The 24,624-nt window shown below is 66.7% G+C and carries 30 protein-coding genes and 1 other RNA gene; 16 read left to right on the forward strand and 15 right to left on the reverse strand.

Annotation, left to right across the window (positions count from 1 at the left end; translation table 11 throughout):
- The first annotated feature begins 18 nt into the window (after positions 1-18).
- The 6 genes from AC1RT8_RS02700 to AC1RT8_RS02725 all read left to right on the forward strand — a co-directional run bounded on the left by AC1RT8_RS02700 (position 19) and on the right by AC1RT8_RS02725 (position 2,323).
- Positions 19-309, forward strand: a complete 291-nt coding sequence (locus AC1RT8_RS02700; protein WP_372854774.1) for a hypothetical protein — start codon at positions 19-21, stop codon at positions 307-309.
- 26 nt (positions 310-335) lie between these two features.
- Positions 336-644: a hypothetical protein gene (locus AC1RT8_RS02705; RefSeq protein ID WP_493074055.1), complete on the forward strand. Its 309-nt coding sequence runs from the start codon at positions 336-338 to the stop codon at positions 642-644.
- A gap of 11 nt (positions 645-655) precedes the next feature.
- Positions 656-931: a hypothetical protein gene (locus AC1RT8_RS02710; RefSeq protein WP_493074056.1), complete on the forward strand. Its 276-nt coding sequence runs from the start codon at positions 656-658 to the stop codon at positions 929-931.
- Positions 932-1,099: 168 nt separating this feature from the next.
- Entirely contained in the window at positions 1,100-1,369 is a 270-nt protein-coding gene (locus AC1RT8_RS02715) for a hypothetical protein (protein ID WP_493074057.1), read from the forward strand.
- A gap of 17 nt (positions 1,370-1,386) precedes the next feature.
- Entirely contained in the window at positions 1,387-1,629 is a 243-nt protein-coding gene (locus tag AC1RT8_RS02720; RefSeq protein ID WP_493074058.1) for a hypothetical protein, read from the forward strand.
- Between the two features lie 286 nt (positions 1,630-1,915).
- Positions 1,916-2,323 carry a SufE family protein gene (locus AC1RT8_RS02725; RefSeq protein WP_493074059.1) on the forward strand — a complete coding sequence of 136 codons (408 nt, stop codon included), beginning with the start codon at positions 1,916-1,918 and terminating at the stop codon, positions 2,321-2,323.
- Positions 2,324-2,328: 5 nt separating this feature from the next.
- Here AC1RT8_RS02725 and AC1RT8_RS02730 read toward each other — a convergent pair whose 3' ends face one another.
- The 13 genes from AC1RT8_RS02730 to AC1RT8_RS02790 all read right to left on the reverse strand — a co-directional run bounded on the left by AC1RT8_RS02730 (position 2,329) and on the right by AC1RT8_RS02790 (position 14,493).
- Entirely contained in the window at positions 2,329-3,582 is a 1,254-nt protein-coding gene (locus AC1RT8_RS02730) for an aminotransferase class V-fold PLP-dependent enzyme (RefSeq protein WP_493074060.1), read from the reverse strand.
- A 47-nt stretch (positions 3,583-3,629) separates the two neighbouring features.
- Positions 3,630-3,938, reverse strand: a complete 309-nt coding sequence (locus AC1RT8_RS02735) for a hypothetical protein (RefSeq protein ID WP_493074061.1) — start codon at positions 3,936-3,938, stop codon at positions 3,630-3,632.
- Complete coding sequence (locus AC1RT8_RS02740; RefSeq protein ID WP_493074062.1) at positions 3,935-4,477, reverse strand: J domain-containing protein; 543 nt, start codon at positions 4,475-4,477, stop codon at positions 3,935-3,937. The genes AC1RT8_RS02735 and AC1RT8_RS02740 overlap by 4 nt, the downstream gene beginning before the upstream one ends.
- 83 nt (positions 4,478-4,560) lie before the next feature.
- The gene (locus tag AC1RT8_RS02745; RefSeq protein ID WP_493074063.1) at positions 4,561-6,537 is read right to left on the reverse strand and encodes a hypothetical protein; all 1,977 of its coding nucleotides are present in this window, start codon (positions 6,535-6,537) and stop codon (positions 4,561-4,563) included.
- A 63-nt stretch (positions 6,538-6,600) separates the two neighbouring features.
- Positions 6,601-6,965: RNase P RNA component class A (gene rnpB / locus AC1RT8_RS02750), an RNA gene on the reverse strand.
- A gap of 10 nt (positions 6,966-6,975) precedes the next feature.
- Positions 6,976-7,665: an N-acetylmuramoyl-L-alanine amidase gene (locus tag AC1RT8_RS02755; protein WP_493074064.1), complete on the reverse strand. Its 690-nt coding sequence runs from the start codon at positions 7,663-7,665 to the stop codon at positions 6,976-6,978.
- The gene (locus tag AC1RT8_RS02760; protein ID WP_493074065.1) at positions 7,662-8,567 is read right to left on the reverse strand and encodes a DMT family transporter; all 906 of its coding nucleotides are present in this window, start codon (positions 8,565-8,567) and stop codon (positions 7,662-7,664) included. Before AC1RT8_RS02760 ends, AC1RT8_RS02755 begins: the two co-directional genes overlap by 4 nt.
- A gap of 43 nt (positions 8,568-8,610) precedes the next feature.
- The gene (locus AC1RT8_RS02765) at positions 8,611-9,468 is read right to left on the reverse strand and encodes a CheR family methyltransferase (RefSeq protein ID WP_493074066.1); all 858 of its coding nucleotides are present in this window, start codon (positions 9,466-9,468) and stop codon (positions 8,611-8,613) included.
- The gene (locus AC1RT8_RS02770) at positions 9,465-10,526 is read right to left on the reverse strand and encodes a chemotaxis protein CheB (RefSeq protein ID WP_493074664.1); all 1,062 of its coding nucleotides are present in this window, start codon (positions 10,524-10,526) and stop codon (positions 9,465-9,467) included. Before AC1RT8_RS02770 ends, AC1RT8_RS02765 begins: the two co-directional genes overlap by 4 nt.
- Before the next feature lie 20 nt (positions 10,527-10,546).
- Positions 10,547-10,912 (reverse strand): response regulator, encoded by a 366-nt coding sequence (locus AC1RT8_RS02775; RefSeq protein WP_493074067.1) that lies wholly within the window; start codon positions 10,910-10,912, stop codon positions 10,547-10,549.
- 73 nt (positions 10,913-10,985) lie between these two features.
- Positions 10,986-11,417 (reverse strand): chemotaxis protein CheW, encoded by a 432-nt coding sequence (locus tag AC1RT8_RS02780; RefSeq protein ID WP_493074068.1) that lies wholly within the window; start codon positions 11,415-11,417, stop codon positions 10,986-10,988.
- Positions 11,417-13,720 carry a chemotaxis protein CheA gene (locus tag AC1RT8_RS02785; RefSeq protein ID WP_493074069.1) on the reverse strand — a complete coding sequence of 768 codons (2,304 nt, stop codon included), beginning with the start codon at positions 13,718-13,720 and terminating at the stop codon, positions 11,417-11,419. Before AC1RT8_RS02785 ends, AC1RT8_RS02780 begins: the two co-directional genes overlap by 1 nt.
- A gap of 128 nt (positions 13,721-13,848) precedes the next feature.
- A complete protein-coding gene (locus tag AC1RT8_RS02790; protein WP_493074070.1) occupies positions 13,849-14,493 on the reverse strand; it encodes a histidine phosphotransferase family protein in 645 nt (214 codons plus the stop codon).
- A gap of 335 nt (positions 14,494-14,828) precedes the next feature.
- Here AC1RT8_RS02790 and AC1RT8_RS02795 point away from each other — a divergent pair, with 335 nt between their 5' ends.
- From AC1RT8_RS02795 to AC1RT8_RS02810, 4 genes are all read left to right on the forward strand, one after another.
- A complete protein-coding gene (locus tag AC1RT8_RS02795) occupies positions 14,829-15,263 on the forward strand; it encodes a CBS domain-containing protein (protein WP_493074071.1) in 435 nt (144 codons plus the stop codon).
- 36 nt (positions 15,264-15,299) lie between these two features.
- The gene (locus AC1RT8_RS02800) at positions 15,300-15,776 is read left to right on the forward strand and encodes an aminoacyl-tRNA deacylase (protein WP_493074072.1); all 477 of its coding nucleotides are present in this window, start codon (positions 15,300-15,302) and stop codon (positions 15,774-15,776) included.
- Positions 15,777-15,781: 5 nt separating this feature from the next.
- Positions 15,782-15,913 (forward strand): hypothetical protein, encoded by a 132-nt coding sequence (locus tag AC1RT8_RS02805; RefSeq protein ID WP_493074073.1) that lies wholly within the window; start codon positions 15,782-15,784, stop codon positions 15,911-15,913.
- A 79-nt stretch (positions 15,914-15,992) separates the two neighbouring features.
- Entirely contained in the window at positions 15,993-18,017 is a 2,025-nt protein-coding gene (locus tag AC1RT8_RS02810; RefSeq protein ID WP_493074074.1) for an acyltransferase family protein, read from the forward strand.
- A 12-nt stretch (positions 18,018-18,029) separates the two neighbouring features.
- Here the strand turns inward: AC1RT8_RS02810 and AC1RT8_RS02815 are convergent, their stop codons facing one another.
- Positions 18,030-18,812: a bestrophin-like domain gene (locus AC1RT8_RS02815; protein ID WP_493074075.1), complete on the reverse strand. Its 783-nt coding sequence runs from the start codon at positions 18,810-18,812 to the stop codon at positions 18,030-18,032.
- 62 nt (positions 18,813-18,874) lie between these two features.
- On the opposite strand from AC1RT8_RS02815, the gene AC1RT8_RS02820 reads away from it, so the two are divergent.
- Together AC1RT8_RS02820 and AC1RT8_RS02825 are read left to right on the forward strand one after the other, a co-directional pair.
- The gene (locus AC1RT8_RS02820) at positions 18,875-19,342 is read left to right on the forward strand and encodes an MEKHLA domain-containing protein (RefSeq protein WP_493074076.1); all 468 of its coding nucleotides are present in this window, start codon (positions 18,875-18,877) and stop codon (positions 19,340-19,342) included.
- 71 nt (positions 19,343-19,413) lie between these two features.
- Positions 19,414-19,815 (forward strand): helix-turn-helix domain-containing protein, encoded by a 402-nt coding sequence (locus AC1RT8_RS02825; protein WP_493074077.1) that lies wholly within the window; start codon positions 19,414-19,416, stop codon positions 19,813-19,815.
- Between the two features lie 340 nt (positions 19,816-20,155).
- Here AC1RT8_RS02825 and AC1RT8_RS02830 read toward each other — a convergent pair whose 3' ends face one another.
- Positions 20,156-20,554 carry a M67 family metallopeptidase gene (locus AC1RT8_RS02830; RefSeq protein ID WP_493074078.1) on the reverse strand — a complete coding sequence of 133 codons (399 nt, stop codon included), beginning with the start codon at positions 20,552-20,554 and terminating at the stop codon, positions 20,156-20,158.
- A 17-nt stretch (positions 20,555-20,571) separates the two neighbouring features.
- On the opposite strand from AC1RT8_RS02830, the gene AC1RT8_RS02835 reads away from it, so the two are divergent.
- The 4 genes from AC1RT8_RS02835 (at position 20,572) to mtgA (ending at position 24,623) form a co-directional block, all read left to right on the forward strand.
- Positions 20,572-21,522 (forward strand): RluA family pseudouridine synthase, encoded by a 951-nt coding sequence (locus AC1RT8_RS02835; protein WP_493074079.1) that lies wholly within the window; start codon positions 20,572-20,574, stop codon positions 21,520-21,522.
- 57 nt (positions 21,523-21,579) lie between these two features.
- A complete protein-coding gene (gene rpoH / locus AC1RT8_RS02840; protein ID WP_493074080.1) occupies positions 21,580-22,485 on the forward strand; it encodes an RNA polymerase sigma factor RpoH in 906 nt (301 codons plus the stop codon).
- A 3-nt stretch (positions 22,486-22,488) separates the two neighbouring features.
- Positions 22,489-23,775: a flavin monoamine oxidase family protein gene (locus AC1RT8_RS02845; RefSeq protein ID WP_493074081.1), complete on the forward strand. Its 1,287-nt coding sequence runs from the start codon at positions 22,489-22,491 to the stop codon at positions 23,773-23,775.
- A gap of 152 nt (positions 23,776-23,927) precedes the next feature.
- Positions 23,928-24,623 carry a monofunctional biosynthetic peptidoglycan transglycosylase gene (mtgA, locus tag AC1RT8_RS02850; protein ID WP_493074082.1) on the forward strand — a complete coding sequence of 232 codons (696 nt, stop codon included), beginning with the start codon at positions 23,928-23,930 and terminating at the stop codon, positions 24,621-24,623.
- Position 24,624: the final 1 nt, after the last annotated feature.

Here is a 24,624-nt window from a genome sequence, read left to right on the forward strand (position 1 = left end):
CGAACAGGGAGAAACAAGATGACTTGGGGTGGACCGGGCTTCGTGATTGCGATCATCGCAATCTCCTACGCCGGCTGGATCATCAACAACTGGGTCCGCGCCCGCCACGGCTATCCTCTCGAGGATGAGTGGTCAGGCAAGACCGCGAAGGGAGACCCCGACGCGGAGCGCAAGATCCAGCTGCTTACGACGGAAAATGAGCGCCAGGCCGGGCAGATCAGCCGGCTGGAGGAACGGATCGCAGTGCTGGAACGCATCGCAACCGATCCCGCCGAGCGCACTGCCCGCCAAATCGACGAGCTGCGCTGAAGCGCACAGGCTCAGGAGTTACAACGATGCATAACGGTCAAGTTTTCGTCCTCGCGATCATCGCTCTCGCCATGCTTGGCGGTGTCGCGAAGATGTGGATCCGGGCCCGGCACGGCCTGCCGATCGAAAGCCGCCGGAGCCGCCGGTACCGCGATCGCTACGCCGATGACGGTCCCGATGCCGAACGCAAGATCCACCTGCTCTCGACCGAAAACGAGCGGCTGGTGGGTCAGGTTTCCCGCCTCGAGGAGCGGATTGCCGTCCTCGAACGCATCGCCACCGATCCCGCCGAGCGCACCGCTCGCGAGATCGAGGCGCTCCGCACCCGCGATTAAGGAGTGACATGATGGGATTCAATTTCGTTTTCCTGATCCCGATCCTCGGCATTTCGGTCGGACTTGTGGCGGTGATCGGCGGCGTGATCGTCAAGCCGTGGCTCGCCCATCGCGAGAAGCAGATGGAACTGGAAGCCAAGATGATCGCCGAGAAGGCCGCGCAATATGCGTCCCAGACCGGCGGCCTCGAACAACGGGTGCGCGTGCTGGAACGGATCGTCACCGATCGCGGCATCGATGTCGCGGACGAGATCGAGAAGCTCCGCGATCAGCCCCCGCTCAACTGAATTTCGAATAGAAGGATTGCACGATGATTATCTTCCTGGCCGTGATGGCCGCCATTGCCGGTGTCGCCGTCTACCTCTGCGAGAGGGTCGATGCCCCCCGCCGCCGCCTCGAGCGCGAGGCCGGCAAGGCTCTCTGAAGAAGCTCTTTCGAATACAGGGAGTTAGCATATGAACCCCTTTGAAATGGTCGCCGTGATCGTTGTGGTCGTGACGATCGGCAGGGTCCTTCAGGCCCGCTACGGCGTCGGCCGCGACCGCAAGGGCAACGAGTTCAGCCTTCGCGACGATGGCGCCGCCCAGGCCGAGAATCAGCGGCTGCGCGACGAACTCCGGGCCATGAAGGAACGCCTGGCGGTCCTCGAACGGCTCGCCACCGAAAACGACACCAGCGGCGCACGCCTCGATCGCGAGATCGAAAAGCTGCGCGACCGCACTTGACCGAAGGAGCAGGGATCATGACCGATCCGAACTTCTACATCACCATTGCCATGGCGACGCTCGCCGGCCTCGGCATGCTGACCTACGCCACCCTCACCGGCTGGCGCGGCTGGCTGGCCCTGAAGCACCAGGAACTGCACGTTCAGGGCGACCTGCACGCCGCCCCGGCCATGCCCAATGCCAGCGCCCGCATCGAGATCGCCGACCTCAAGGAACGCATCCGCAAGCTCGAGGCGATCGCTGCCGGGGTGGATCTCTGACCTCACCGCGCCGCCTAAGCCCCAGGTGCGAAGCGGCGCGGTAATCTCAGAGGCAGCGTTAATTTCATACGCCCTTCCCCGGCGAAGAGTGCTGGTCGGATCGTCCCCCGGACGATCCTTGAACATGCGGGGCATGTTCAACCCTGCACTGGGCTCAGTTGGGGGACGCTTGTAGACTGACGTTGCGCTCCATCACTGGAGCCTTCCCGACTGGCCTCGGCTTTCACCGGGGGAAGGACAATCTCCCGGTTTGATTTTGATCGGCACAGGCCCTAGCGCCCACCCCATGCAAAGCCTCGCCGACCTGCAAGACGAATACAGTTTCCTCGACGCCGACGACCGCTATCGTCTGCTGATCGATCTGGGCAAGGACCTGGAGCCGATGCCCGGGGCGTTGAAGACCGATACCACCCTGGTCCGCGGCTGCTCCGCCTCGGTATGGGTCTATCCCACGGTCCGCGACGACGGCAGACTCCATTTCCTCGCCGATTCCAACGCCGCGATCACCAAGGGCATCATCGCGCTGGTGCTGCTGACGGTACAGGACCAGCCACCCGCCGCCATCCTCGCCACCGATATCGAAGCAGCGCTCGCGCCCTTCGACCTGAAGAACCAGCTCAGCTCGAACCGCACCCAGGGCATCCCCAACATGATCGCCCTGATCCGCCAGACCGCGGCGCGCTACGAGACATGACCCCCTCAGCTTTCCGCGAGAATCCGGCCTAGCGCCGCGACCAGGCGATCGGGATCTTCCGCGCGGCTCGCCAGTGACGGCGTCACCCGAATACAAGAGCCGGAGGCGACGCCATCACGGTGCACGGTGAAGATGCGGTACCGGTCGAGCAGCCGTTTCGCCAACGCCACATTCTCGTCGTGCGAGGTGCGACCGCGGAGGCGGAACGAGGTGATGCCGCAATGCAACCGCTGGTCGTCGGGCGTCAGTATCTCGATCCTGTTGTCCGCGCGCAGCGGCATCACCCAACGATCGCGCAGCGCGCGGAGCCGACGCTCCCGGTTCGCCCCACCGATCGCCTGCTGGAAATCGAGCGCCGCAGGCACCGTCAATTGCGCCGCGTAGTCGACCGTGCCGGTATGGATGCGCGCACGGATATCGTCCGGCTCGTCCGCCCGAACCGCCAGGTCACGGTCGATATCCGCCAGCCTTCCGCGCCGGACATAGAGCGCGCCGACACCGAGCGGCGCGCCCATCCATTTATGGAGGTTGAGCCCGACGAAATCGGCGCCGAGATCGGGCAAGGCGATATCGAGCTGGCCGATACCATGCGCCGCATCCACGATCGCATCGGCGCCGCGCGACCGGGCCAGCGCGGCGATCTCGCGCACCGGCAGCACCAGGCCGGTGCGGTGGCTGACATGGGTGAGCAGCACCATCCGGATTGCCGGGTTCCGGTCGAACGCGGCGGCATAGGCATCAATCAGCGACTGATGCGTGGCCGGCTCGGGCAGCGCGATCCGCACGATCTTCACACCGCGCCGCAGCGCCAGCGTCTCGCAGCAAGCCTGCATGCTGTCATAGTCGAGATCGGCGTAGAGGACCGCGTCGCCGGCGCGCAGCCGGTTATACCCGCCGATCAAGGTCTTCATCGCCTCCGTCGCGTTGCGGGTGAAGGCGATCTCGTCCGTGCCGACGCCAAGCGCCTCCGCCAACCGCTTCCGCACCGCCAGCAGGTCGCCCACCATGTCGCGCCGGGCATAGAAGCTGGTGTCGCGGTTCACCCGTTCGACCAGCGCGCGATACGTCGCGAGGACCGGCCGCGCCATCATGCCCCAATTGCCGTGCTCGAGCTGGATCACGGCGCGCGTCACGTCATATTGGCCGGCGATTTCGTTCCAATAGGTCTCGTCGGGGACAGGTGGCGCCAGCGTGGCGCCCGCTCTTGCCGCCAGCGGCAATGCCGCCGCGCCCAACACCGTCCTGCGATCGATCGTCATGCCGGGGCCCTTTCGCGTCGCCGTGTAGCAGCGCCGGCATGGGCGCGTCAGCCATGATCGTCGGTCAGGCCCAAAGCTTCGGCAATCGCATCGAGATCCGCGCCGGATTTCACCAGCATCCATTCACCCGGCGCCGCGCCATCGACGACGGTCACCGCGCCACGCGGGCAGACGCCCAGGCATTTGACCTCGATGATGCCCGCCCTGCCCTTGCGCCCCTTCTTCAGCCCGAGATGCTTGCGCAATGCCTTGGCGAGCGGCGTCCGGCCCTTCGAGCCGAAGCCGCCGTCCAGCTTCTTCGAGCATTTCTTGCAAACCAGCAGCGTGCTCGACCAGTCCGACCGGACAGTCTTCAAACGGCGGGTTTCCACTGCCGCGCGTCCTCGGCGGCGCGCAGCACGTCATACGCCGCCTGGATCGCCTGGAACCGCGTCGCGGCTTCCTTGTCGCCGGGGCGAAGATCGGGGTGATTGGATTTGGCAAGCCGCCGCCACGCCACGCGCACCGCCTCGAAATCGGCATCCGGTTCGAGTTCGAGCAGTTCGAGCGCGCGCATCTCGTCGCGCGACCGGCTGCCGTCGCCCGGCCCGGCCCAGCCATAATGCCTGGACTCGGCATAGCCGTCCGCCGTGCGGGTCTCGTCGGCCTCGCGCTGGGCCGCCTCCTCGGCGGTCAGGCCCTCGAAGTAATTCCAGCCCCGATTATATTCGGCGGCATGATCCTGGCAGAAATACCAGCGATCCGGGCTGTTGGGTGATTTCGGCGCTGGGCAGTTGCCGGGCGCGTCGCAGCCATGCCGGTCGCACAGCCGCACCGTCGTCGCCTCACGCCCGGCGCCATAGCCGCGCCAGCGGGGAAAACCCCAATCGACCGAACGGGAGGAGGAACGCGCCATTCGCCCGACATAGGGGAAGCGGACGCGAGCGCAACCGGGAGATTGGCGATTATCGCGCCCGAGCCCCGGTCACAGCCAGGATTCTAGAAACCAAGTGTGAATCGGACTCGCTGGCTGCTCGCACCGCATCCGAGCGACCCGTCGGGGCGATAGGACTTGGCATAGCGCGCTCCCGCCATGGTGCGCACGCCCGCCTTGGTGAAGACGAAGGGCGGATAGCTGAGAATGGCCCGCTCGTTCACCACCCGCCCCTCCGCCGACACGTCGAACTGGGTCTGGGTCCATCCTTCGAAGCCCCATTGCATCGCCTCCTGCGGGAAGCTGCCGCCGGCGCTGAGGAACTTGGGCGGGGAATCGACGATGCCGCACTGGTTGGCGGCGAGCCCGGAGCGCTCGAATGCAGCCCGCGCCGCCTGCGCATTGCCGGACTGTTGCTCGATCGAGGCAATGCGGACCAGAGCGCCGACACGCATCGGATCGTTCGCGGCCAGCCCGGAATCGTCCGCCACCTGGCGCAGCAACTCGCGGGTCCGCGAACCCTTGGACCGTTCGTCAGCATCGGCGATCAGCAATTTGATGACGGACCGGGCCTGCGGATCGTCGGCATAAAGCGGACGCGACAGCAGCGGCATCGCGTCACGTGCGAAGTCGCTGCCGCGCTTGCCGGCCGACTTGGCGGAACCGAGCTCGGAAAGGTCGAGCGCCAGCCGCGGCAGCGCGGGCACGCCGTTCGCATCGGCGATGGCGAGCGCGCGGTGCGCCAGCACATTGCCTTCCTCGCGTGGGAGGACGCCATTGGTCAGCAGGCGGTATTGCGCCGCCAGCAGGTCGAGCGAGTCCCTGCCCTTCGCTTCGGCCGCCGCGACCGCGGCGCGCTGCAGCGGCAGCGCCTGAGCATCCGACATCTCCCCCTTGGGCGCGATCGTCACCTGTTTCGCAACAAGCCAGGTTTCGAGGTTGGCGGTGAGGAAATCGCCGATCGAGGGCCGCTCGAACTCAGTCGAGCAGCGCATCTCCAGCCGGATATTGTAGCGGAAGAAGCGCGGCAGCGCCTTCACCTGGTCCGGCGTCCAGGACCAGCCAAGCGCGGCTCGGGCGAATTCGAGCGCAACCGCACCGCCGCCAGCCGCGTAGATCGGTGTGCTGTCGGTCACCACGCCGGTGTCGCCGATGCTGAATTCGATCACCGCCATGTCGTTGGGCTTCAGCCCACCTTCGCCGCCGCACGCGGGCGCCTTCATCTGCACCGCCGGGTCGAACGTCCCCTGCGGGATGCGCCCGGCGCCGGTATAGGCCATATACTCCCGGGCGGCGTCGTAATTGCCGGCCAGCATCGCGGCGATCGCCGTGTCTGAGCGGGCCGACACATCACGCAGGTCGAGCTTGGTGGTAAGGCCGCCCAGCAGCTTGACCGCCTCGGCGGATTTGACGCGAGCACCGGCAAAATTGCCGGTGTTGAGCAGCAACAGCCCCTCGGCCCGGTCGAACTCGGCGGTGACGACGGGATCGGCCTTGGCGGTCGCCAGGATGCCCTTGGCCTGTTGCACGGCCCCCGCCGCCACCGCTGGATCAACGAAGGTCGCGGTGCGGATCAGCCCGAGCAGCGCGACGAAGCGATCCGCCACGGCATCGCTCGCCTCAGCGACCGCACTACGATAGGCAGCGACCGCGCTGGCATAGTCGAGCGAGGCCTGGGCGATCCGCGCGAGGTTCAGATAGGCACGGTAGCGATCGCTGCTCAGCGTCTCGTCCTTCGCCGGCAGCCCGGCCAGTCCGGCGCGCGCCGCCGCCACCGCATCATCGTTGCGATAGAGCGCGAACAGCGTGGAGCTCTTGCGCACCAGTACGATGGCGTGGCTACGCGGATTGGTCGCCGTGCGTCGTTCCAGCGCTTCCCATGCGGCGAGCGCCGCCGGCTTATCGCTGGTCTGGTCCAGCGCGGTCGCCTTGTCGAAATCCTGCTGGATGGAGGCCGGCTTTTGCGCAGCGACCGGAGCAATGCCCGGCGCGACGGCCGCCGCCAATGAGAACGCCGCGATTCCCGCCTTGAATATGTGCATGATCCCTCGCCTTCGCATCATCATGCGGCGGAAACATTGCAGCGTAAAGAAGGGGTTCGGAAAAATGCCAGAGGGTCTGTAAGCCGGGTTCTGTCCACCCTTTTCAGGGATGGGCGACCATTCCTCTAGGCCCGCATTCGCATGCGGGCTCAAGCAACCAACCCGGGCGACGAGCTGAAACGAAGCCCATATGCCGCCCCTATTCGGTCTTGCTCCCGGTGGGGTTTGCCGTGCCGCTCCTGTTACCAGTCGCGCGGTGCGCTCTTGCCGCACCCTTTCACCGTGGCGGGGCCGAAGCCTTCGCCGTCTGCTCTCTGTGGCACTTTCCCTGGGGTCGCCCCCGCCGGGCGTTACCCGGCACCGTCGTTTCGCGGAGCCCGGACTTTCCTCGGCGTGCTTGCACACGACGCGGCCGCCCGACCCTCTGGCGGGATCGCCTTAGTCGTCTCCGGCGGGCTTTGGCAACAACAGCGCCAAAAGGATCGAGCGGCACTCGCCGTCGATCTCGCCGTCGATCAGCTCGGGGCGGAAGCGGCGCTGAAACGCGACGACCGCCGCCAGCTTGTCCGCGACGTCATAACCGAACCGCTCGAGCGCGATCAGGAAGCCCGCGTCGGTCCACAACGGGTCCATCAGGTTCCTGGTCGGTCGCGGCAAGGCGAGGCGCAGCCGGGCAAGACGGTTCCACGGAAACAACTCGCCCGGGTCCTGTTTGCGGGTCGGTGCGATATCCGAATGGCCGACGACATTGCCGCGCGTGATGCCGTGGCGTTCCTTGATCGTCGCGACCAGCGGGATCAGCGCGTCGATCTGCTGTTCGGGGAAGGGCGGATAGCCGAATTCGTGGCCCGGATTGACGATCTCGATGCCGATACTGGCGCTGTTGACGTCCTCGATCCCGCGCCAGCGCGCCTTGCCGGCATGCCAGGCGCGCTTGTCCTCGGCCACCATGCGCAGGACCGTGCCGTCCTCGGCCACGAGATAATGCGCGGAAACCTTGGCGGCTGGATCGCGCAGCCGGTCGATCGCGGCCTGGGCATCCTGCATGCCGGTATAATGCAGGACGATCATCGAGACCCCCAGGCTGCGTTCGTCGAAATTGGGCGAGGGCGTGTCGATGATCGTCATGGCATGTCCCCTGCGCGCGCGGTCCTGATGGTGACGATGGCGACACCCACCATCGCGATAGCACCGCCCGTCAGCATAAGCATGGTCGGCGGCGTGTCGAAATACCATCCCGTCGCAAACACGGCCACGACCGGCGCCGCGAGCGTCAGCGGCGTGACGACGCTGACCGGATGGCGCTGGAGCAGCCAGGACATCGCCCCCTGCCCCATCACGGTCGATCCTACGGCGGAGAAGACCACCCAGCCGAAAGTCCGGAGCGGGATGTGCGGGATCGCCCACATCGCCTCGGTCTCGACGACAAGCGCGATCGTGCCGAGGATGATCGAGCCCCACAGCCCGATCCAGGCATAGATGGTCAGCACCGGCACGCCGATCAGGTTGCGCTGGATGAGCGAGCAGATCGCCCAGATGAAACTCGCCAGCGCGGTCAGCGCGAGCCCCGGTATCTCGTCGACCATGGTCGGATCGAATACCAGCAGGCCGACGCCGGCGACCGACAACACGATGCCCGCGACCCGCGGCAGGCGAATCCTTTCGCGGAACACGAAGATCGCCAGCAGCAGCGAGAAGGGCACGCCGAGCTGCCCGGCAATGGCCAGCGCACCGACGTTATGGGTGATCGCGAGCGACAGGTTGGTCGCGACATAAAAGGCGCCGCCCGACAAGATGCCCAGCGCGGTCAGGGCCTTCATCCGGCCGGGCATGATCCTGAGCGAGCCGATGCAGACGAGCAGGACGAGCGCTTGCCGAAGGAAGCCGGCGGTCAGCGGGGCGATCTCGCTCACCGCCATCTTCACCGCGATGATGTTGAAGCCCCACAAGATGTTCATCGCCGCCACGACGATCAGGTCGCGCGCGCCAAAGCCCCGGGTCTGCCCCTCGCCGGATATCGCCTGCGTCATTGCAGGCCGCTTGCGGCCTGTTCCGGCGAATGTAAACCGCCGATCAGACCGCGATGGCACGCTCGCAGGGCACCGCGCCAGTGGGCTCGTACAGGCCGCGATAACGCGGGCTCGGACGGAACGCCTCGGTCTGGCCGATCACCGTCTCGCCCGCGCCAAGCACCAGCAGCGCGCCTGGCCGGGCAACCTCGGCCAGCCGGTCGAACACCCGGGTCCTGAGCGACGCCGACAGATACAGCAGCACGTTACGGCACAGGATGATGTCGAACCGGCCGATCGGCAGCGGATCGGCGACCAGGTTGAGCTTGCGGAACGAAATCTGGCGGACAAGCTCGGGCTTCGCGACCCAATCGCCGCCGACCGGATCGAACCATTGCATCATGCGGCGGATCGGCAGGCCGCGCTGGATCTCGAACTGCGAATAGCGCCCGGAACGCGCCCGGGAGAGGGCGGCTTCGGAAACGTCGGTCGCCACGATCTCGGGGGAAAGCGCGCCGCTTGCCTCGTCGCGCTCGGAGAACAGCATGGCGAGCGACAGCGGCTCCTGGCCAAGCGAGCAGCCGGCCGACCAGATCCGCACGCGACGCGTCAATCCTTCGGCGCGCATCGCATCGACCGCCTCCGCGACCATGTCGAGCACCGCGGAATCGCGGAAGAAGGAGCTTTCCTGGTTGAGCAGCGCGTCGACCACCTGGTCGCCGACCATCGGCGAGCGGAGCACTTCGCCGACCAGCTCGTCGAGCGTCTCGTGCCCGCGATCGCGCATCAGCGGCTTGAGCGCGGTTTCGATCCGCCATTCGCGATTGGCGGCGATCTGCTGCCCGGTGCGGGATTCGAGCAGGGCGGCGAGCACGTTGAGCGCGCCGGCGGGCCGGGTACGGGGTGCGGGGGTCAGCATCATCCGGGCCTCCGGCGTGACGCCACCATTTTTCCGATTTCCGTGGGCGGCATGATCGCACAGGCGGTGCCGCCCGTCGCCACCGCGCCCGGCATGCCCCACACGACTGAGCTTGCCTGGTCCTGTACCACGACGCTGCCCCCGCGATCGATGATCCGCTGCGCGCCGTCGGCGCCGTCGCGGCCCATGCCGCTCAGCACGATGCCGAGCGCTCGCGAGCCGAACACCTCGGCCAGGCTTTCGAACATCGGGTCGACCGACGGCGTACAGCCGCTTTTCGACGGCTCGGTCGAGAGGCGCAACGCCGCGCCGTCACTCGTACCCACCAGGCGGATATGCGCGGTGCCGGGGGCCACGATGACCCGGCCGGGCCGGATGCGCATCAGGTCGGTCGCGACGTCGCAGGGCCGCCCGGCAAGAACCGCCACCTGGGCGGCGAAATACACCATGAAGCTGTCCGGAAGATGCTGGGTGATCAGGATCGGCAACTGGAAGCTCGCCGGGATTTCGCGCAACAACAGGCTGAGCGCATGGATTCCGCCGGTCGAGGCGCCGATCGCCACGATGTCGAATCCGCCGCCGGCGCGGTCGGTCGCCAGCGGCATGTCGCCCATCGCGGTGTGAGTCGCCTCGAACAGGCGCGACAGCTTCTCGTCTAGCACGGCGGAGAAGCGCCCGGCGAAATCGCCGATATCGGGCTTCACCAGCGTGTCGGCCGCGCCGAGCGACAGGGCCTCGATCGTCGCCGCGGCGCCATCGCCACAGGAAGACGAGACAACCAGTATCTTGGCCCCGTCGCTCGCCGCGATCAGTTCGGGCAAGGCGGTCAGGCCGCTCATGCCGGGCATCTCGATATCGAGCAGGATGCCGTCGACCCGCTGCCCTTGCAGGAAGGCGAGCGCCGCCTTGGCGTGCGGCACCGCGCCTGCGACCGAGAATTTGCCGCTCAGGTCGATCGCACGCGCGATCACCGCCCGCGCCACCACTGAATCGTCAACGATCAGGATGCGCGGCCGGTCCCGGCTCTCGACGGTGCGGCCGGTCTTCAGGGTTGATCCCAGGGGCACTGCAAACGGGCCTTTCAGGCCATGCCGACGATCTGAAGCTTGCTCTCCAGCGTCTCGCGATCGAACGGCTTCATCACATATTCGTCGGCGCCGGCTTCGATCGCGGCGCGAATATGCGCCATGCCGTTCTCGGTGGTGCAGAAGACGACCTTGGGGCGGTGCGACAACGTGCTGTCCCGCAGCGCGCGCAGGAAATCCATGCCGCTCATCACCGGCATGTTCCAGTCGAGCAGCACGACATCGGGCGTGGAGGCCAGGCAGCTATCGAGCGCCTCGCGCCCGTCGCCGGCCTCGGAAACCTGGAAGTTCAGAGTCTCCAGGATGTGACGCGCCACCTTCCGGATCACTTTCGAATCGTCCACCACGAGACACGTCTTCATTGATTTACACCCTGTTTCCGCCCGTTGGAGCGGCTTGTTTGCCCGAAACACATGAGTTTCGGGTTAATCGGCGTCATGCGGCGATCGCCGTCAGCCCGGGCACCAGCGCGCGCAGGTCGATCGCCAGGATCGGCTCGCCCGCCCGTTCGACGATGCCGCAGCCGGTCGTGTGCCAGCCCCGGTCGAGCACGATGCCCGCCGAGAGCGGCGCCAGATCGAACGGCGCCACATCCTCGAGCGAATCGACCAGGATCGCATAGTGATGCCCCTCGACATGCGTGATGACTGCGCGCGTCGCCTCGATCTCCGGCGCCGGCAGGCCGAGCGCGGCATGGGTGTCGATCACCGTCACCACCCGGCTGCGCAGCGCGGCAAGGCCCCGCACCTGCCGGTCGGTTCCGGGAACCGGCACGATCGCCCCGATGTCCACGACCGATTCGACCTGGCGGGATTCGATGGCGACCGCGCGGCCGGCGATATGAGCGATAAGGAACAGTTCGGACATCAGCGGCCTCCCGCCGACTGGGCGAGAGCGGCGAGCAGGCCATCCCGGTCGTAACGATAGATGCTGGTGTCGGCGGGGTCGCCGACGGCACGGTCACGGCGCAGACGCACCACCGGCACACCGCCCTTCGCCGGCGCTTCCGACGCGCCCATGGTCAGCACCACGGCAGCGGTTTCACCCGCCTTCAATTTGGTCGCGACACGGTAACCCGCGCCTTCGAGCACCGGCTTGAGGAAGGTCTTCATCCAGGCGGATTCGGCGCCGTCGATCAGGCAGACCGGCGGCGCGGAAGCACCGAGCTCGGCACCATGAGTGGCGAACAGCCAATGAAGATCGAGCAGCTCGATCTGCTCGTCGTCGATCGAGACGACACCGGCCACCGGTCCCGCTTCCTTCGCCGGTACGACCGTGTCGGGCAGGACGACGATGTCGAGCGCCTCGCCGATCGCATAGCCGATCTCGGCATCGCCATCGCGCAGGCGCAGCACCGAGATCGTGGAGTGCATGTCCCATTCGCCCTGCACCGCGAGCGGGATGATCCGGCCCTCGACCGACAACCGCAGGCGCCCGCCGGAGAAGCGGATCGCCTCGACCGGCACCGGCTCGATCCGGTCGATGATGGTCAGCGGCACCAGCCGCCGCACGCCGTCCAGATCGTCGAACAGCAAGGCGGAGACGCTCGGCGCCTGCGCTTCCTCGGCCACGTCGTCGACCGCGACCTCGCTCCCGAACTGCAGCCCGGCAGCGCTCGCGATGCCTGCACAGTCGAGCAGCAGCATCGGCAGCCCGCTGTCAGGCAGGGTCTGCCCGGCATAGACGCCTGTCGCCATCACGGCGGGCGCGGCCGGCTTGATCACCAGCTCCTCATGATCGAGCACCGATTCGACGGCGAGTGCGAAGCTGCCGCCGGGCACGCCGACGATCACCAGCATGGTCGAAGCATTGTCGCCCGAAAGATCGAGCAGCCCCCCCAGGTCGACCAGCGGCATGCGGCGATCGCGCACCGTGGCGGCGGGCGTACCGCCCAGCATGTCGACGCGGATCGCATCGCCGCCCACCCGGACGATCTCCTCGATCGCCTGGCGCGAGATCGCGAAACGCTGGTTGCCGACACCCACGCCGATCGTCGCGATGATCGACAGGGTCAGTGGCACATGGATGGCAAGGCGCAGGCCCTTGCCCGGCGCGTTGGACAGCTCGATGCGGCCACCGATCTGCTCGACATTGGCGCGCACCACATCCATGCCGACACCGCGCCCGGAAATCGCGGTGACAGCCTCCTTGGTCGAAACGCCTGGCTCGAACACCAGGGCGAGCTTCGCCTTGTCGCTCAGGGCGTCGAGTTCCTTGGCGCTGCGCCCGCCAGTCCCGGCGATCTTCGCGATCAGCCGGTCGGTGTCGATGCCGCGCCCGTCATCGGCGATCTCGATGATGATCTGGTTGCCCGATTGCCGGGCGGAAACGGTCAGCCGGCCGCTCTCGCGCTTGCCCAGCGCGCGGCGCTCCAGCGGCGCCTCGAGCCCATGGTCGATCGCATTGCGCACGATATGGACGAGCGGATCGCGCATCATCTCGATCATCTCGCGATCGAGCTCGACGTCGCTGCCCTCGACATGAAGCGTCACTGACTTGCCGAGTTCGGCCGCGGTATCGCGCACCATGCGCGGCAGGGCGGAAAACAAGGCGTCGATCTTCTGCATGCGCGTGCGCGTGACGGTATCGCGCATCTCGGCGACGGTCAGCGACAGGCGTTCGAGCGCCGCCTCAACGGTCGGGTCGGCCCCGTCGTCGCGCAACCGCCGGGCCAGCTCGTTGCGGGCGAGCACCATGTCGGACATGCCGCTCATCATCCGGTCGAGCAGATCGACGTTCAGGCGAACGCTGCGGGTCGGGTTGCGAGAGGCGACCGGCGCATGCGCCTGAGTCGGGACCGACGATCCCTCCTCGAGCGCGGAAACCAGCATGTCTTCGCCCGTATCGTCGAGCGGCACACCGGCATCGATCGCCTCGACGATCTCGCCGATCCGGTCGACGATCGCGAGCACGGCATTGACCAGCTGCGTATCGGGGAGACGTTGGCCCGAGCGGACCGCGGCGAGCACGTCCTCGGCGGCGTGGCTCAATCGGGCGAGGCGCGGCAGATCGAGAAAGCCGCAGCTTCCCTTCACCGTGTGCACGAAGCGGAAAATGGCATCGAGCCGGTCGCGATCGTCGGGGGAAGCCTCCCACGCAACGATCTCGCCCGAGAGCGCCTCAAGCGTCTCGCGCGTCTCGGCGATGAATTCCTGAAGAAGATCGTCCATGGGCCCCCGGGGATGCACGGCGACCATGGCAAGGATTGGTTAAAGGGGCGTTTAACCGAGGATAGGTTTAAGCGCGTTTCGGTCGCTTCTCCACAAGCCCCTCCGTGAAAGAGAGGCTCATGGGAAACTCACCCCTTGAATGCCGCCCCGAACAACAGCACCGCCTCGTCGGGATCGGAAACCTGCACCGCGCCCCCGCCCTCGGCGACCAGCGAATGCACCAGAAACGCAGCCGCCGCGCGCGGGGTGATCAGCGTGTCGCCCTGCTGGCCGCTCTGCAGCGTGGTGCGCAATTCGTTGTCGAGCACGATGCGCGGTCCGTCCGCCCGGACCACGATCTCGACATTGCCGTCCACCGCCTCGGCCCCGACGTCGAGCTGGCCGCCGCGGATCAGCGCGTCGCCGCCGATCAGCGCCAGGTTGAGCAGCACCTTGATCGCCGCCTTGGGCAGGGTCGCGTCCTCGACCAGCCAGCCGAGATTGACCCGATGATTGTCGCCGAACAGCCCCTCGATCGCCGCGCGCGCCTCGCGCGAATCGACCGTCTCGCCGAATCCTCCCGCCGCGCCGAAGGCGAGCCGGAAGAATTTCAGCTTGTTGGCCGACGCCTTGGCGCTCTCGGCGAGCAGTTCCAGGCAGCGGGCGCGCATTTCCGGGTCATGCTCGTCGGCAAGCAATTCCAGTCCGTTGTTGAGCGCGCCCACCGGGCTGAGCAGGTCGTGGCACAGGCGGGAGCATAACAGGCTGGCGAAATCGACCGGGCTGATGGTCATGGAAAGGCTATGCTCCGGGCAAAATGACTGTCGCTTCTTCTGGCGATGCTGGCGCGACTGCGCAAGTCGCATGGACTGGACAGGGAACACCGGCCTTGCCGCCGTCCCGCGCGCGCCGGAACCTGCCCGCCGGCACCGTAATATTTCCGGGCGATATTTCCGGCGCGACGCAGCACCGCTTAACCTTGTTCGGGAGGAACTGCCGCTCGACCGGTACGTTTTTCTCCTGATCGCGCGTGCCGCCGGACGTGGCAGCCGCGGGTGGGTTCAGCACATCGGAAATGCCGGCCGCGCCGAACCGCCAGGACGATCGCGACAACGCCAAGGAGGTCGCCATGAAGATCAAGGAATGCATGACGCGCGAGGTCCGGATCGTCGATCCCGACGAGACGGTGCAGGATGCAGCGCGGGTGATGGCGGATATCGATGCCGGCGTGCTTCCGGTCGGCGAGAACGACCGGCTGGTCGGCATCGTCACCGACCGCGACATCGCGATCCGCGCCGTGGCGCTCGGCCGGAGGCCCTCCGCCAGGATCCGCGACGTGATGAGCGGCACGGTCAGCTATTGCTTCGAGGACGACGAAGCGGAGGAGGTTCTGGAAACCATGGCGAACTTCCAGATCCGCCGCATGCCGGTGCTCGATCGCACCAAGCGCCTGGTCGGCATCGTCTCGATCACGGATCTCGCGCACAATGGCGAGGCGGCACGCGCCGGCCGGACGCTGGGGGACATCGCCCGGCCCAGCGGCCTGCACTCCCAATCGCTCTGAGACACTTTCGGCCCTGACGACGAAGGAGGGATTCCCATGACCGTCGCCCCCAAATTGCAGCATTATCTCGACCGGCGCGGTGTGGTGTACGAGGTCGTGCCGCATGCGCCGACCACCACCGCGCTCCAGAATGCCCGGGCCTGCCACATCCCGGCCGAGCGGCTGGCCAAGGCGGTCCTGCTCGACACCGAAGACGATTATCTGCTCGCCGTGCTCCCGTCGGACCGGCGGGTGGAACTCGACGAGCTGGAGGAAGAGCTGGGCGCACGCCCGCGCCTCGCCGAAGAGCGGGCGCTTGCCTCGGTCTTCGACGATTGCGCCCCGGGCGCGGTGCCCGCGCTCGGCGTCGGATACGGCGTGGCGACGATCGTCGATGACAGCCTGGAGGCCCAGCCGGACGTCTATTTCGAGGGCGGCGATCACGTGACCCTGGTCCATATGGACCAGTCCGAATTCGCCCGCCTGACCGAACAGGCGCGTCACGGCCGCTTCAGCGAGCCCTTCAGGGACTGACCGTCATGAATCGTCGAATGGGCAGGATCACGCCCCGGAAGCGGCGGCGGATCGCCCCCGTCATCGGTCTTGCCGGTATGCCGACGACGATCTTCACGTTGCAGGTCGCGCCGTATCTGCTCAGCCTCGGTCGATAGCCGAAAACCGCGCCGCTGAGCCTTGCGGCGCAGCGGCCCGATCCCCTAAGGCTGCGACACGGATCGAGGGGGAAGGCGATTGGGCAAGGCGCCTTTCAGTGTAGCGGGCGGCTACCGTCCCGATATCGACGGCCTGCGCGCCGTCGCGGTGCTTTCCGTCATCGCCTTCCATACGGGATCGAGCATCGCCACCGGCGGCTTTGTCGGCGTCGACGTCTTCTTCGTCATCTCGGGCTATCTCATCACCGCGCTGATCGTGAACGCGCTGGAGGGCGACGGCTTTTCCTTCCTGCGCTTCTACGATCGCCGGGTGCGCCGCATCGTACCGGCCATGGCGCTGGTGATCCTCGCCACCCTGGCCGCCGGGCTGATCATCCTGCTTCCCTCGGATCTCGCCCGCCTCGGCAAGCATGCGGTCGCCGCCGCAGGTTTCATCGCGAACATCGTCCTCTACCGCGACGCCGGCTATTTCGGCCCGACCTCGGGCCAGCTCCCCCTGCTGCATCTCTGGTCGCTGGCGATCGAGGAGCAGCTCTATCTGCTCCATCCGCTCCTGCTCTGGGCTGCATGGCGCTGGGGCGGCATGCGCCTCGCGCGGATCGCGCTGATGTCGGTGCTGCTGCTCTCGCTGGCAATTGCGATCTGGTCGGTGCGCTTGCATCCCGTCGCCGCCTTCTATCTCCTGCCCTCACGCGCCTGGGAGTTCGAGATCGGCGCCCTGCTGGCCCTGCGCCTGATCCCGGCGCCCTCGCCGCGCATTGCCCAGGGCCTCGCAGCGGCGGGGCTCGCCGCGATCCTGGCAGCGGTCTTCCTGTACTCGTCCGCCACGCCCTTTCCCGGGCTCGCCGCTTTACTGCCCTGCCTCGGCGCGGTGGCGATCGTCCTTGCCGTGCAGCAGGAGCGCCCGACCGCTGCCTCGCGCCTCCTGTCGGCGCGTCCCATGGTGGGGATCGGGCTGATCTCCTACTCGCTCTATCTCTGGCACTGGCCGATCTTCGCGCTCTGGGCCTATTATCTCGATCGCCCGCTCGCGCCGCTGGAAACCGCCATCGCGATTGCCGCCGCGCTTGGCCTGTCGATCCTGTCATGGCGCTTCGTCGAGCAGCCTTTCCGCCGCGCGCGTATCGGCCGCCTTTCGCCCGGCCAATCGGTGCTGGCCGCGGGCGGTGTCCTTGTGGCCGTCGCGGCCGCCGGCTTCGTCGTCCACCGCCTGCACGGCCTGCCGAACCGGGTTGCCCCGATCGTGCGGGCAGCCGATGCAGCGGGCGCCGATTTCGACAATCTGGGCCGATGCGATCCGTCGAACGGCGACAATCTGTTCAAGACTCCCTGTCCCGCCGCCACCAACGTGTTCGTCTGGGGGGATTCGCACGCGGGCCATCTCGTCCCGGCGCTGCGCGAGATTTACGGCAAGCAAGCCGTCGGCCAGGTCTGGGTCGGCGGCTGCCTGCCCCTGCCCGGTGTGGCGCCACCCATCGGGACCTCGCCCGATACCGTCGTTCCGGTATTGGCGGGTCTCAGAAGCGCGAAGTGCCGGGAGCGCAACAAGAGCCTGTTGCGCGCGCTGCTCGTGCGACCCAATGTCCGCCTGGTCGTGCTCGGCGGCGCCTGGTCGCTGTTCACCGAAGAGAATGACGGCAAGATGAAGAAGGGCCGTTTCAGCGTCGATGGCGATCCCAACGCGCCCATCGAGAAATCGCGCCGCCTCATCGCCACCTCGCTCGAACGCACCGTCCGTCAATTCTCGGCCCGCGGCATCGAGGTGCTGCTGCTGGGTGACGTGCCCTCCTATCCCAAAGCGCCGTCGCGCTGTCTCGCGGTATCCGCGATGTGGGGCCGCGCCGGAAATTGCGGCGTCGAGGCCGCGATCGCGCGCAGGCACATGGCCTTTTCGGACGCTCTGCTCACACGATTGGCGACCCTGCCGCATGTCCACGCCTTCTTCCCGTCGCACAGGCTGTGCGCGGGGCCCCAATGCGCCGTGCGGCTGGGCGATATCCCGGTGTACCGCGATACCGACCATCTCACCGCCAGCGCCGCGCGGGCACTGGCGCCCGAGATGAAACGGGCGCTGTCCGGAACCGCTGCCATGCCGGCGCCCTGAGGGCGACGGTAATCACCCCATCGACTTGCGCACATCCACCAGCAGGTTGTCGAAATTGTCGACCCGCATGCTGCCCATGCGCGGATGCTCGAAATCGACGATGACATAGAGGGTGACGGTCAGGATCGCCGCGAAGATGCCGCTGTGCAGCCAGTGCCGGGCATGCGCCTCGCCCACGCCATAGCCGGCCAGCATCGCGCTCGCGAAGGCAAGGCCGAGCAGCAGCACATAGACGATCCCCGGCGGATGCATCTGGGTCGCCATCGCCCGGGTCGTGGTGATGTCGATCATGTCGTTGATCGCCGGCAGCAACTGGGTGCCGATCGCCGGCGCCGACCCCGCCTCCTGCGTGGCGGCGACCGCCCGCTTCCAGATGCGGTTCTGGAGGACGGCCGATCGCTCCAGCGCCGCCTTGAACGCCACCGGATCGGACACCTCCCGATAGGCCGCGAGCCGGGAATCGACATAGCGGCGGAAATCGTCGCGCATCGCCGGCTGGTCCGCGCCGGGCATCAGGTCGACGCGCAGATGGGCGGTGCCGATCGCATTGGCCTCCTGCACGATCAGGTCGCGCCGCGCATCGAACCGCGACGCCGCGCCGGAAAAGGTGAAGGCGATCAGCAGCCCGAACAGGGCGAACACCGCGCTGTCGAGCGCGGCCGTCCCGCCATGCGAACTGCCGTCGCGCGGCGCCCAGCGCAGGCCGAGCCGGCGGCCGGCTTCGATGCAGAGCAGGAGCGCGGCGAACAGGAGCGCGCCGAACGCCAGGGGCGAACTCAGGAATATGGAAGTCATTCCGGATGAGTAACTCTGGAGCGCTATTGGTCAAGGCGGCCGGACCGGCAATAACAGCCGACATGAATAGGGAAACACGCCATCCCGCCGATCTGTCCACGGGCCCCGCCTTCTTCGAGCTGATCGTCGGCAGCTATTCCCGGCTCGTCGGCTTGCCGTTGGTCGTCGGAGCGCGGGGCGCCGACTGGCTCTACGACCATGCGCCCTTTGTGGTGCTCGCCCACAATAGCGACCCTGATCCCCGCTTCGTCTACGCCAACCGCACCGCCCAGGCCTGTTTCGAATACTCCTGGGATGAGTTCGTCACCCTGCCCTCGCGCCTCTCGGCCGAGGCCCCCGATCGGGCGGAGCGGCAGCGATTGCTGGACGAGGTCGCGCGCAACGGCTTCGTCGCCGATTATACCGGCATACGCGTCGCGAAATCCGGCCGACGCTTCCGCATCGAGAAGGGCCTCGTCTGGCAGCTGATCGACGAGGCCGGCACCCTGCACGGCCAGGCCGCGACTTTCTCCGCGTGGCACGACATCTGAGGCGAACGGTCCCCGCCGCGTAACGCCCGGCATCGATTCAAACCTCAGCGAAACCACATCATCCTCGTCCCATGAAAAGAGGACGCCCCACCCGCTACGACCCAGCCTTCGCCCGGCAAGCGCGCCTGCTCTGCCGGCTCGGCACCGACAATGCCGGCCTGGCCAAGGTATTTTCTGTCAGTATCGCCACCCTGTATCGCTGGCTCGATCGGTATCCCGAGTTCGGCCTCGCGGTCGCGATGGGCCGCGGCGACTATGCCGGACTGGTGGAACCGAGCATGTTCAAACGCGCGATCGGCTATGCTTATCAGGCCGAGCACGTCTTCGACCGCAACAGCGACACGCCGCGCCATGCCGATTGCCGGCACCGGGTCCTCGCCGATCCCAAGGTCGCATTGCGCTGGCTGCGCAATCGCCGGCCCGAGGAATGGCGCCTCAAGCCACGGCGGCGCCCCCATCGCAAGCCCGATTGACCGGCCCTCTTCCTCATCCGCACGAGCCGGTCAGCCCGGGGGCAGGTCGAACCGCGCCGACAAGAAAACCGCTCAATTCGTGCCGGCACGCTCGCGGCATCCATGAAGACGACGAGTCCCCATGATCGGTTCTCATAAATCGGGGAATAGTCGATGAATATTGTGCCACGCTTGCAGCGAATGATGACTGGCGAATCCGGCGCACCGGATACGGTCGCACCGTTTTGTCAGCTCCATTACTCGATACATCGCAAGGCACAGCCGAAAAAACGGGGTCGACGTTGGCTGGCAAAAATCCTCTTTTACTGTCCGATTTTCACGCGCCCCGATGCGTTTTACTTCACGCGTCTTCAACCGCCAGCGGTACCGCCTCGAACGCCCCGACCCGATCCGTCCGCCACAGCCGCGCCTCGCGCGCCGTCAGGATCAGCCACAGCGCCCCGTCCCCCATCGCCTGCGCGGCATCGCGCGCCGACGGCACCGCCTCCCCGGAAGGGTGCGAATGATAATGGCCGATCGGCCGCGGCCCGCCGCCGCGCATCCGCCGATAGGCAGCGAACAGCGCCGCCGGGTCGATCTCGAACGCCCGCGCCGGCTCAGCCGCCACATTCGCGCACGCTTCAGCCGCCTCGATCCGCCCGTCCGCGCCGAACAGCAGCCCGCAAACCTCCGCGTCCGGGGAATTTTTCGCGTCGGTTAGCAGTCTACCCAGGAGAGTGCTTGAAATTCCGTACCCCATTCCCACATCGCTACGGCATGGATCGGGGGGTTACAAATATCGAAGCACGCATCTCGGACGAGGCCGGTGGCTGGCGTCTGGATCGCGCTTTGGCAGATGCCGTGCCGACCATGTCGCGCGAGCGGCTGAAAGCCCTGATCTCCTCCGGCGCGGTGATGGACGAAGGCGGCACGCTCGCCCGCGATCCTTCGCGCAAGGCCATCGCCGGCAGCCTCTTTACCGTCGCCGTCCCGCTGCCGACACCCGCGCATAACGAGGCGCAGGATATCGCGCTGAACATCGTGTTCGAGGACGATCACCTGATCGTGATCGACAAGCAGGCCGGCCTCGTCGTCCATCCAGCCGCCGGCAATTTCGACGGCACTCTGGTCAACGCGCTGCTCCATCACTGCGCCGGGCGCCTGTCCGGCATCGGCGGCGTGGCGCGGCCCGGCATCGTCCACCGCATCGACAAGGACACGTCGGGCCTGATGGTCGCGGCCAAGACCGACCGGGCCCATGAAGGCCTGGCGAAGCAGTTCCACGACCACAGCATCGATCGCCGCTACAAGGCGATCGTCACCGGCCGGCCCCTTCCCTCGGAAGGTACCGTCGATGCCCCGCTCGCCCGGTCGCCCGCGAACCGCAAGAAGATCGCGATCGTGGCGAACGGCAAGCGCGCGGTGACTCACTACAAGACACTGGCGCGGCTGAAGGAAGCCGCCCTTGTCGAGTGCCGGCTGGAGACCGGCCGCACCCACCAGGTGCGTGTTCACATGGCCTCGATCGGAAACCCCTTGCTTGGGGACCCGGTTTATGGTAGAACAAAACCAGTCCACCGGTCCATTTTGGAAACCTTGGATTTCCACCGACAGGCATTGCACGCGGCCCGGCTCGGGTTCATTCACCCCGTCGAAAGCACAGCTTTGGCATTCGATAGCGATATGCCGTCCGACATGCAGGAACTGTTCGATAGACTCTACGTATAGGTTCACGCGCGCGTCGCCTCATTATAGGGACCGTGCGACAGTAAGGGAGATTTGATCATGGCAAGCGGCAGCAACGTCCCGGCGACGATCCCCGCTCTCGGTGGAGAGGCGAGCCTCAACCGCTACCTGTCCGAGATCAAGAAGTTTCCGATCCTCGCGCCCGAGCAGGAATATATGCTCGCCAAGCGCTTCGAGGAGCATGGCGACACCGACGCGGCGGCGCAGCTCGTCACGTCGCACCTCCGCCTCGTCGCGAAAATCGCGATGGGCTATCGCGGCTATGGCCTGCCCGTGTCCGAGCTGATCTCGGAAGGGAATATCGGCCTGATGCAGGGCGTGAAGAAGTTCGAGGCCGATCGCGGCTTCCGGCTCGCGACCTATGCGATGTGGTGGATCCGCGCCTCGATTCAGGAATTCATCCTGCGCTCGTGGAGCCTGGTGAAGATGGGCACCACCGCTGCGCAGAAGAAGCTGTTCTTCAACCTGCGCCGGATGAAGTCGAAGCTCGACGCGTTCGAGGACGGCGATCTCAGCCCTGAGCATCTCGCCAAGATCGCCAAGGATCTGGGGGTGACCGAGGACGAGGTCACCAGCATGAACCGCCGCATGTCGATGGGCGGCGATACCTCGCTCAACGTGCCCATGCGTGAAGATGGGGAAGGCCAGTGGCAGGATTGGCTGCAGGATGACGCCCCGTTGCAGGATGCCGTCGTCGCCGACGCCCAGGAAGCGGACGTTCGCCACGACATGCTCGTCTCGGCGATGGATGACCTCAACGAGCGCGAGAAGCACATCCTGACCGAGCGTCGCCTGACCGACGATCCCAAGACCCTCGAGGAACTGAGCCAGGTATACGGCGTCAGCCGCGAGCGTGTCCGCCAGATCGAGGTTCGCGCCTTCGAGAAGCTGCAAAAGGCGATGATGCGCCTTGCCGGCGACAAGCGGATGCTGGTCGCAGCCTGATCCATGGCCGGCGCTGACGCGATCGTCGTCGGCGCCGGCGCCGCAGGCATCGCCGCCGCAAGGCGGCTCCACGATTCAGGTCTGGACGTTCTGCTGGTCGAGGCGGGCAAGCGCCTCGGCGGCCGGGCGCATAGCGTGCAACTTCCCTCTTCGTCGGGGAAGGTTTCTGGCACGATGGTCGTGGACCTCGGCTGCGCCTGGCTTCACTCCGCCAAACGCAATCCCTGGACCAGACTCGCCGAAACCTACGGCTTCACCATCGACCGCTCGTCGGCCAACTGGCGCGGACAGTGGCGCGACCTCGGCTTCTCCCCGGGCGAGCGCCAGGCCTATCAGCAGGCCTGGATCCGCTGGCAAAAAGCGGCCCATGCCGCGCTCGCAGGCCCCGACCAGCCGCTCTCCGCCTTCATCGTTCCGGACGATCCCTGGCGCCCGCTGATCGACGCGATCTCGGGCTATGCCAATGGCGCGCCGCTCTCCGAGGTCTCGCTGCACGACTGGGCTGCCTATGAGGATGCCGCGACCGATGACAATTGGGCCGTGCGCGAGGGCTATGGCACGCTCGTCACCCGCCACGCGGAAGGCCTTCCGGTTCAGCTCGACACGATCGTCAGCCGCATCGACCATCGCGGCCCGGCCCTGCGGATCGAGACCAATCGCGGCACCATCGAAACGCAGCGCGCGATCGTCTGCGTGCCGACGACGATGCTCGCCGAGGAACGGATCGTCTTTGATCCGCCGCTCCCCGCAAAGCACGAAGCCGCCACCGCCCTCCCGCTCGGCCTCGCCGACAAGGTCTATCTGCGTGTCGACGGCATCGAACTCCCCAATAACGGCCATCTCATCGGCAACCCGCACAGCAACTGCACCGCGAGCTACCGGCTCGGCCCGCTCGGTCTGCCGCTGATCGAATGTTTCTTCGGCGGCGACTGCGCCGAGGCGCTGGAGACCGAAGGCGACGGCGCCGCCGCCGATTTCGCCATCCGCGAACTGGTCGCATTGCTCGGCAGCGACTGGCGTGCCCGGATGACGCCCCTCGTCACCACCCGCTGGCGCGCCGAGCCGTTTATCCACGGCTCCTATTCGCACGCCCATATCGGCGGCGCCCCGCAGCGCGCCGTGCTGGCCGCGCCGGTCAACAACCGTATGTTCTTCGCCGGCGAGGCCTGCTCGCGCACCGACTTCTCGACCGCACACGGCGCCTATGAAACGGGCGTCGAGGCGGCCCAGGCCTTGATCGGGACATTGCCCGCCGCAAGCCGGTTTACCGCGCCCGCGTCCCTCGCCTAGAAAGCAGCATGAGCGACGAGCGGGGGCCGCCATCGGAATTCGGGACAGACCCGCTGCGGCCGCGCCCCGCCACGCGGGCGGCGTCGATTCAAACCATCAGCCAGAGGGCGCAGTACGATGCGCCAGTCGACGATCCGGAACCTGCCGCACCCATGAAACCCCGCCGTTCGCTTCTACGTCGCCTGATCGGCTGGTTCTTCAAGGCGATCGGCGCCTTCATTTTCCTGTCCGTGTTCATGGTAGTGCTCTACCGCTTCGTGCCGCCGCCGGTGACGCTCACCATGCTCGGCGATGCGGTCAGCGGGCACGGTATCACCAAATCCTGGATGCCGCTGTCGCGTATCGATCCGGACATGGCGCGCGCCGCCATCGCCGGCGAGGACGGGAATTTCTGCACGCATCACGGCTTCGATTTTGCCGCCTTGGCCAAGGCCTACGCCCGCAACGCGCAAGGCGGCCGGATTCGCGGCGGCTCGACGATCAGCCAGCAGACCGCGAAGAATGTCTTCCTGATCCAGGGCGGCGGCTATCCACGCAAGGCGCTGGAAGCCTATTTCACCGTCCTGATCGAGACGATCTGGGGCAAGAGGCGGATCATGGAGGTCTATCTCAACGTCGCCGAGACGGGGATCGGTACCTACGGTGTGAACGCCGGTTCGATCCGCTATTTCAACCACGACGCGTCGAACATGACGCCTGCAGAAGCCGGCCGCCTCGCAGCCGTCTTCCCGCTTCCCAAGAAGCGCGCCGTGATCGGCGCCAAGGGCTTCACCCGCCGCCACGGCAATGCCCTCACGCGCCGTGTCGGCGTGGTGCGGAATGACGGGCTCGATGGGTGTCTGCAGTAAC

This window comes from Sphingomonas sp. GW821-FHT10F11 (genome assembly GCF_058809095.1).

Coding starts and splice junctions, on each gene's coding strand:
- AC1RT8_RS02700 (WP_372854774.1), top strand. CDS start 19: ATGACTTGGGGTGGACCGGGCTTCGTGATTGCGATCATCGCAATCTCC.
- AC1RT8_RS02705 (WP_493074055.1), top strand. CDS start 336: ATGCATAACGGTCAAGTTTTCGTCCTCGCGATCATCGCTCTCGCCATG.
- AC1RT8_RS02710 (WP_493074056.1), top strand. CDS start 656: ATGGGATTCAATTTCGTTTTCCTGATCCCGATCCTCGGCATTTCGGTC.
- AC1RT8_RS02715 (WP_493074057.1), top strand. CDS start 1,100: ATGAACCCCTTTGAAATGGTCGCCGTGATCGTTGTGGTCGTGACGATC.
- AC1RT8_RS02720 (WP_493074058.1), top strand. CDS start 1,387: ATGACCGATCCGAACTTCTACATCACCATTGCCATGGCGACGCTCGCC.
- AC1RT8_RS02725 (WP_493074059.1), top strand. CDS start 1,916: ATGCAAAGCCTCGCCGACCTGCAAGACGAATACAGTTTCCTCGACGCC.
- AC1RT8_RS02730 (WP_493074060.1), bottom strand. CDS start 3,582: ATGACGATCGATCGCAGGACGGTGTTGGGCGCGGCGGCATTGCCGCTG.
- AC1RT8_RS02740 (WP_493074062.1), bottom strand. CDS start 4,477: ATGGCGCGTTCCTCCTCCCGTTCGGTCGATTGGGGTTTTCCCCGCTGG.
- AC1RT8_RS02745 (WP_493074063.1), bottom strand. CDS start 6,537: ATGCACATATTCAAGGCGGGAATCGCGGCGTTCTCATTGGCGGCGGCC.
- AC1RT8_RS02755 (WP_493074064.1), bottom strand. CDS start 7,665: ATGACGATCATCGACACGCCCTCGCCCAATTTCGACGAACGCAGCCTG.
- AC1RT8_RS02760 (WP_493074065.1), bottom strand. CDS start 8,567: ATGACGCAGGCGATATCCGGCGAGGGGCAGACCCGGGGCTTTGGCGCG.
- AC1RT8_RS02765 (WP_493074066.1), bottom strand. CDS start 9,468: ATGATGCTGACCCCCGCACCCCGTACCCGGCCCGCCGGCGCGCTCAAC.
- AC1RT8_RS02775 (WP_493074067.1), bottom strand. CDS start 10,912: ATGAAGACGTGTCTCGTGGTGGACGATTCGAAAGTGATCCGGAAGGTG.
- AC1RT8_RS02780 (WP_493074068.1), bottom strand. CDS start 11,417: ATGTCCGAACTGTTCCTTATCGCTCATATCGCCGGCCGCGCGGTCGCC.
- AC1RT8_RS02785 (WP_493074069.1), bottom strand. CDS start 13,720: ATGGACGATCTTCTTCAGGAATTCATCGCCGAGACGCGCGAGACGCTT.
- AC1RT8_RS02790 (WP_493074070.1), bottom strand. CDS start 14,493: ATGACCATCAGCCCGGTCGATTTCGCCAGCCTGTTATGCTCCCGCCTG.
- AC1RT8_RS02795 (WP_493074071.1), top strand. CDS start 14,829: ATGAAGATCAAGGAATGCATGACGCGCGAGGTCCGGATCGTCGATCCC.
- AC1RT8_RS02800 (WP_493074072.1), top strand. CDS start 15,300: ATGACCGTCGCCCCCAAATTGCAGCATTATCTCGACCGGCGCGGTGTG.
- AC1RT8_RS02805 (WP_493074073.1), top strand. CDS start 15,782: ATGAATCGTCGAATGGGCAGGATCACGCCCCGGAAGCGGCGGCGGATC.
- AC1RT8_RS02815 (WP_493074075.1), bottom strand. CDS start 18,812: ATGACTTCCATATTCCTGAGTTCGCCCCTGGCGTTCGGCGCGCTCCTG.
- AC1RT8_RS02820 (WP_493074076.1), top strand. CDS start 18,875: ATGAATAGGGAAACACGCCATCCCGCCGATCTGTCCACGGGCCCCGCC.
- AC1RT8_RS02825 (WP_493074077.1), top strand. CDS start 19,414: ATGAAAAGAGGACGCCCCACCCGCTACGACCCAGCCTTCGCCCGGCAA.
- AC1RT8_RS02830 (WP_493074078.1), bottom strand. CDS start 20,554: ATGGGGTACGGAATTTCAAGCACTCTCCTGGGTAGACTGCTAACCGAC.
- AC1RT8_RS02835 (WP_493074079.1), top strand. CDS start 20,572: ATGGATCGGGGGGTTACAAATATCGAAGCACGCATCTCGGACGAGGCC.
- rpoH (WP_493074080.1), top strand. CDS start 21,580: ATGGCAAGCGGCAGCAACGTCCCGGCGACGATCCCCGCTCTCGGTGGA.
- AC1RT8_RS02845 (WP_493074081.1), top strand. CDS start 22,489: ATGGCCGGCGCTGACGCGATCGTCGTCGGCGCCGGCGCCGCAGGCATC.
- mtgA (WP_493074082.1), top strand. CDS start 23,928: ATGAAACCCCGCCGTTCGCTTCTACGTCGCCTGATCGGCTGGTTCTTC.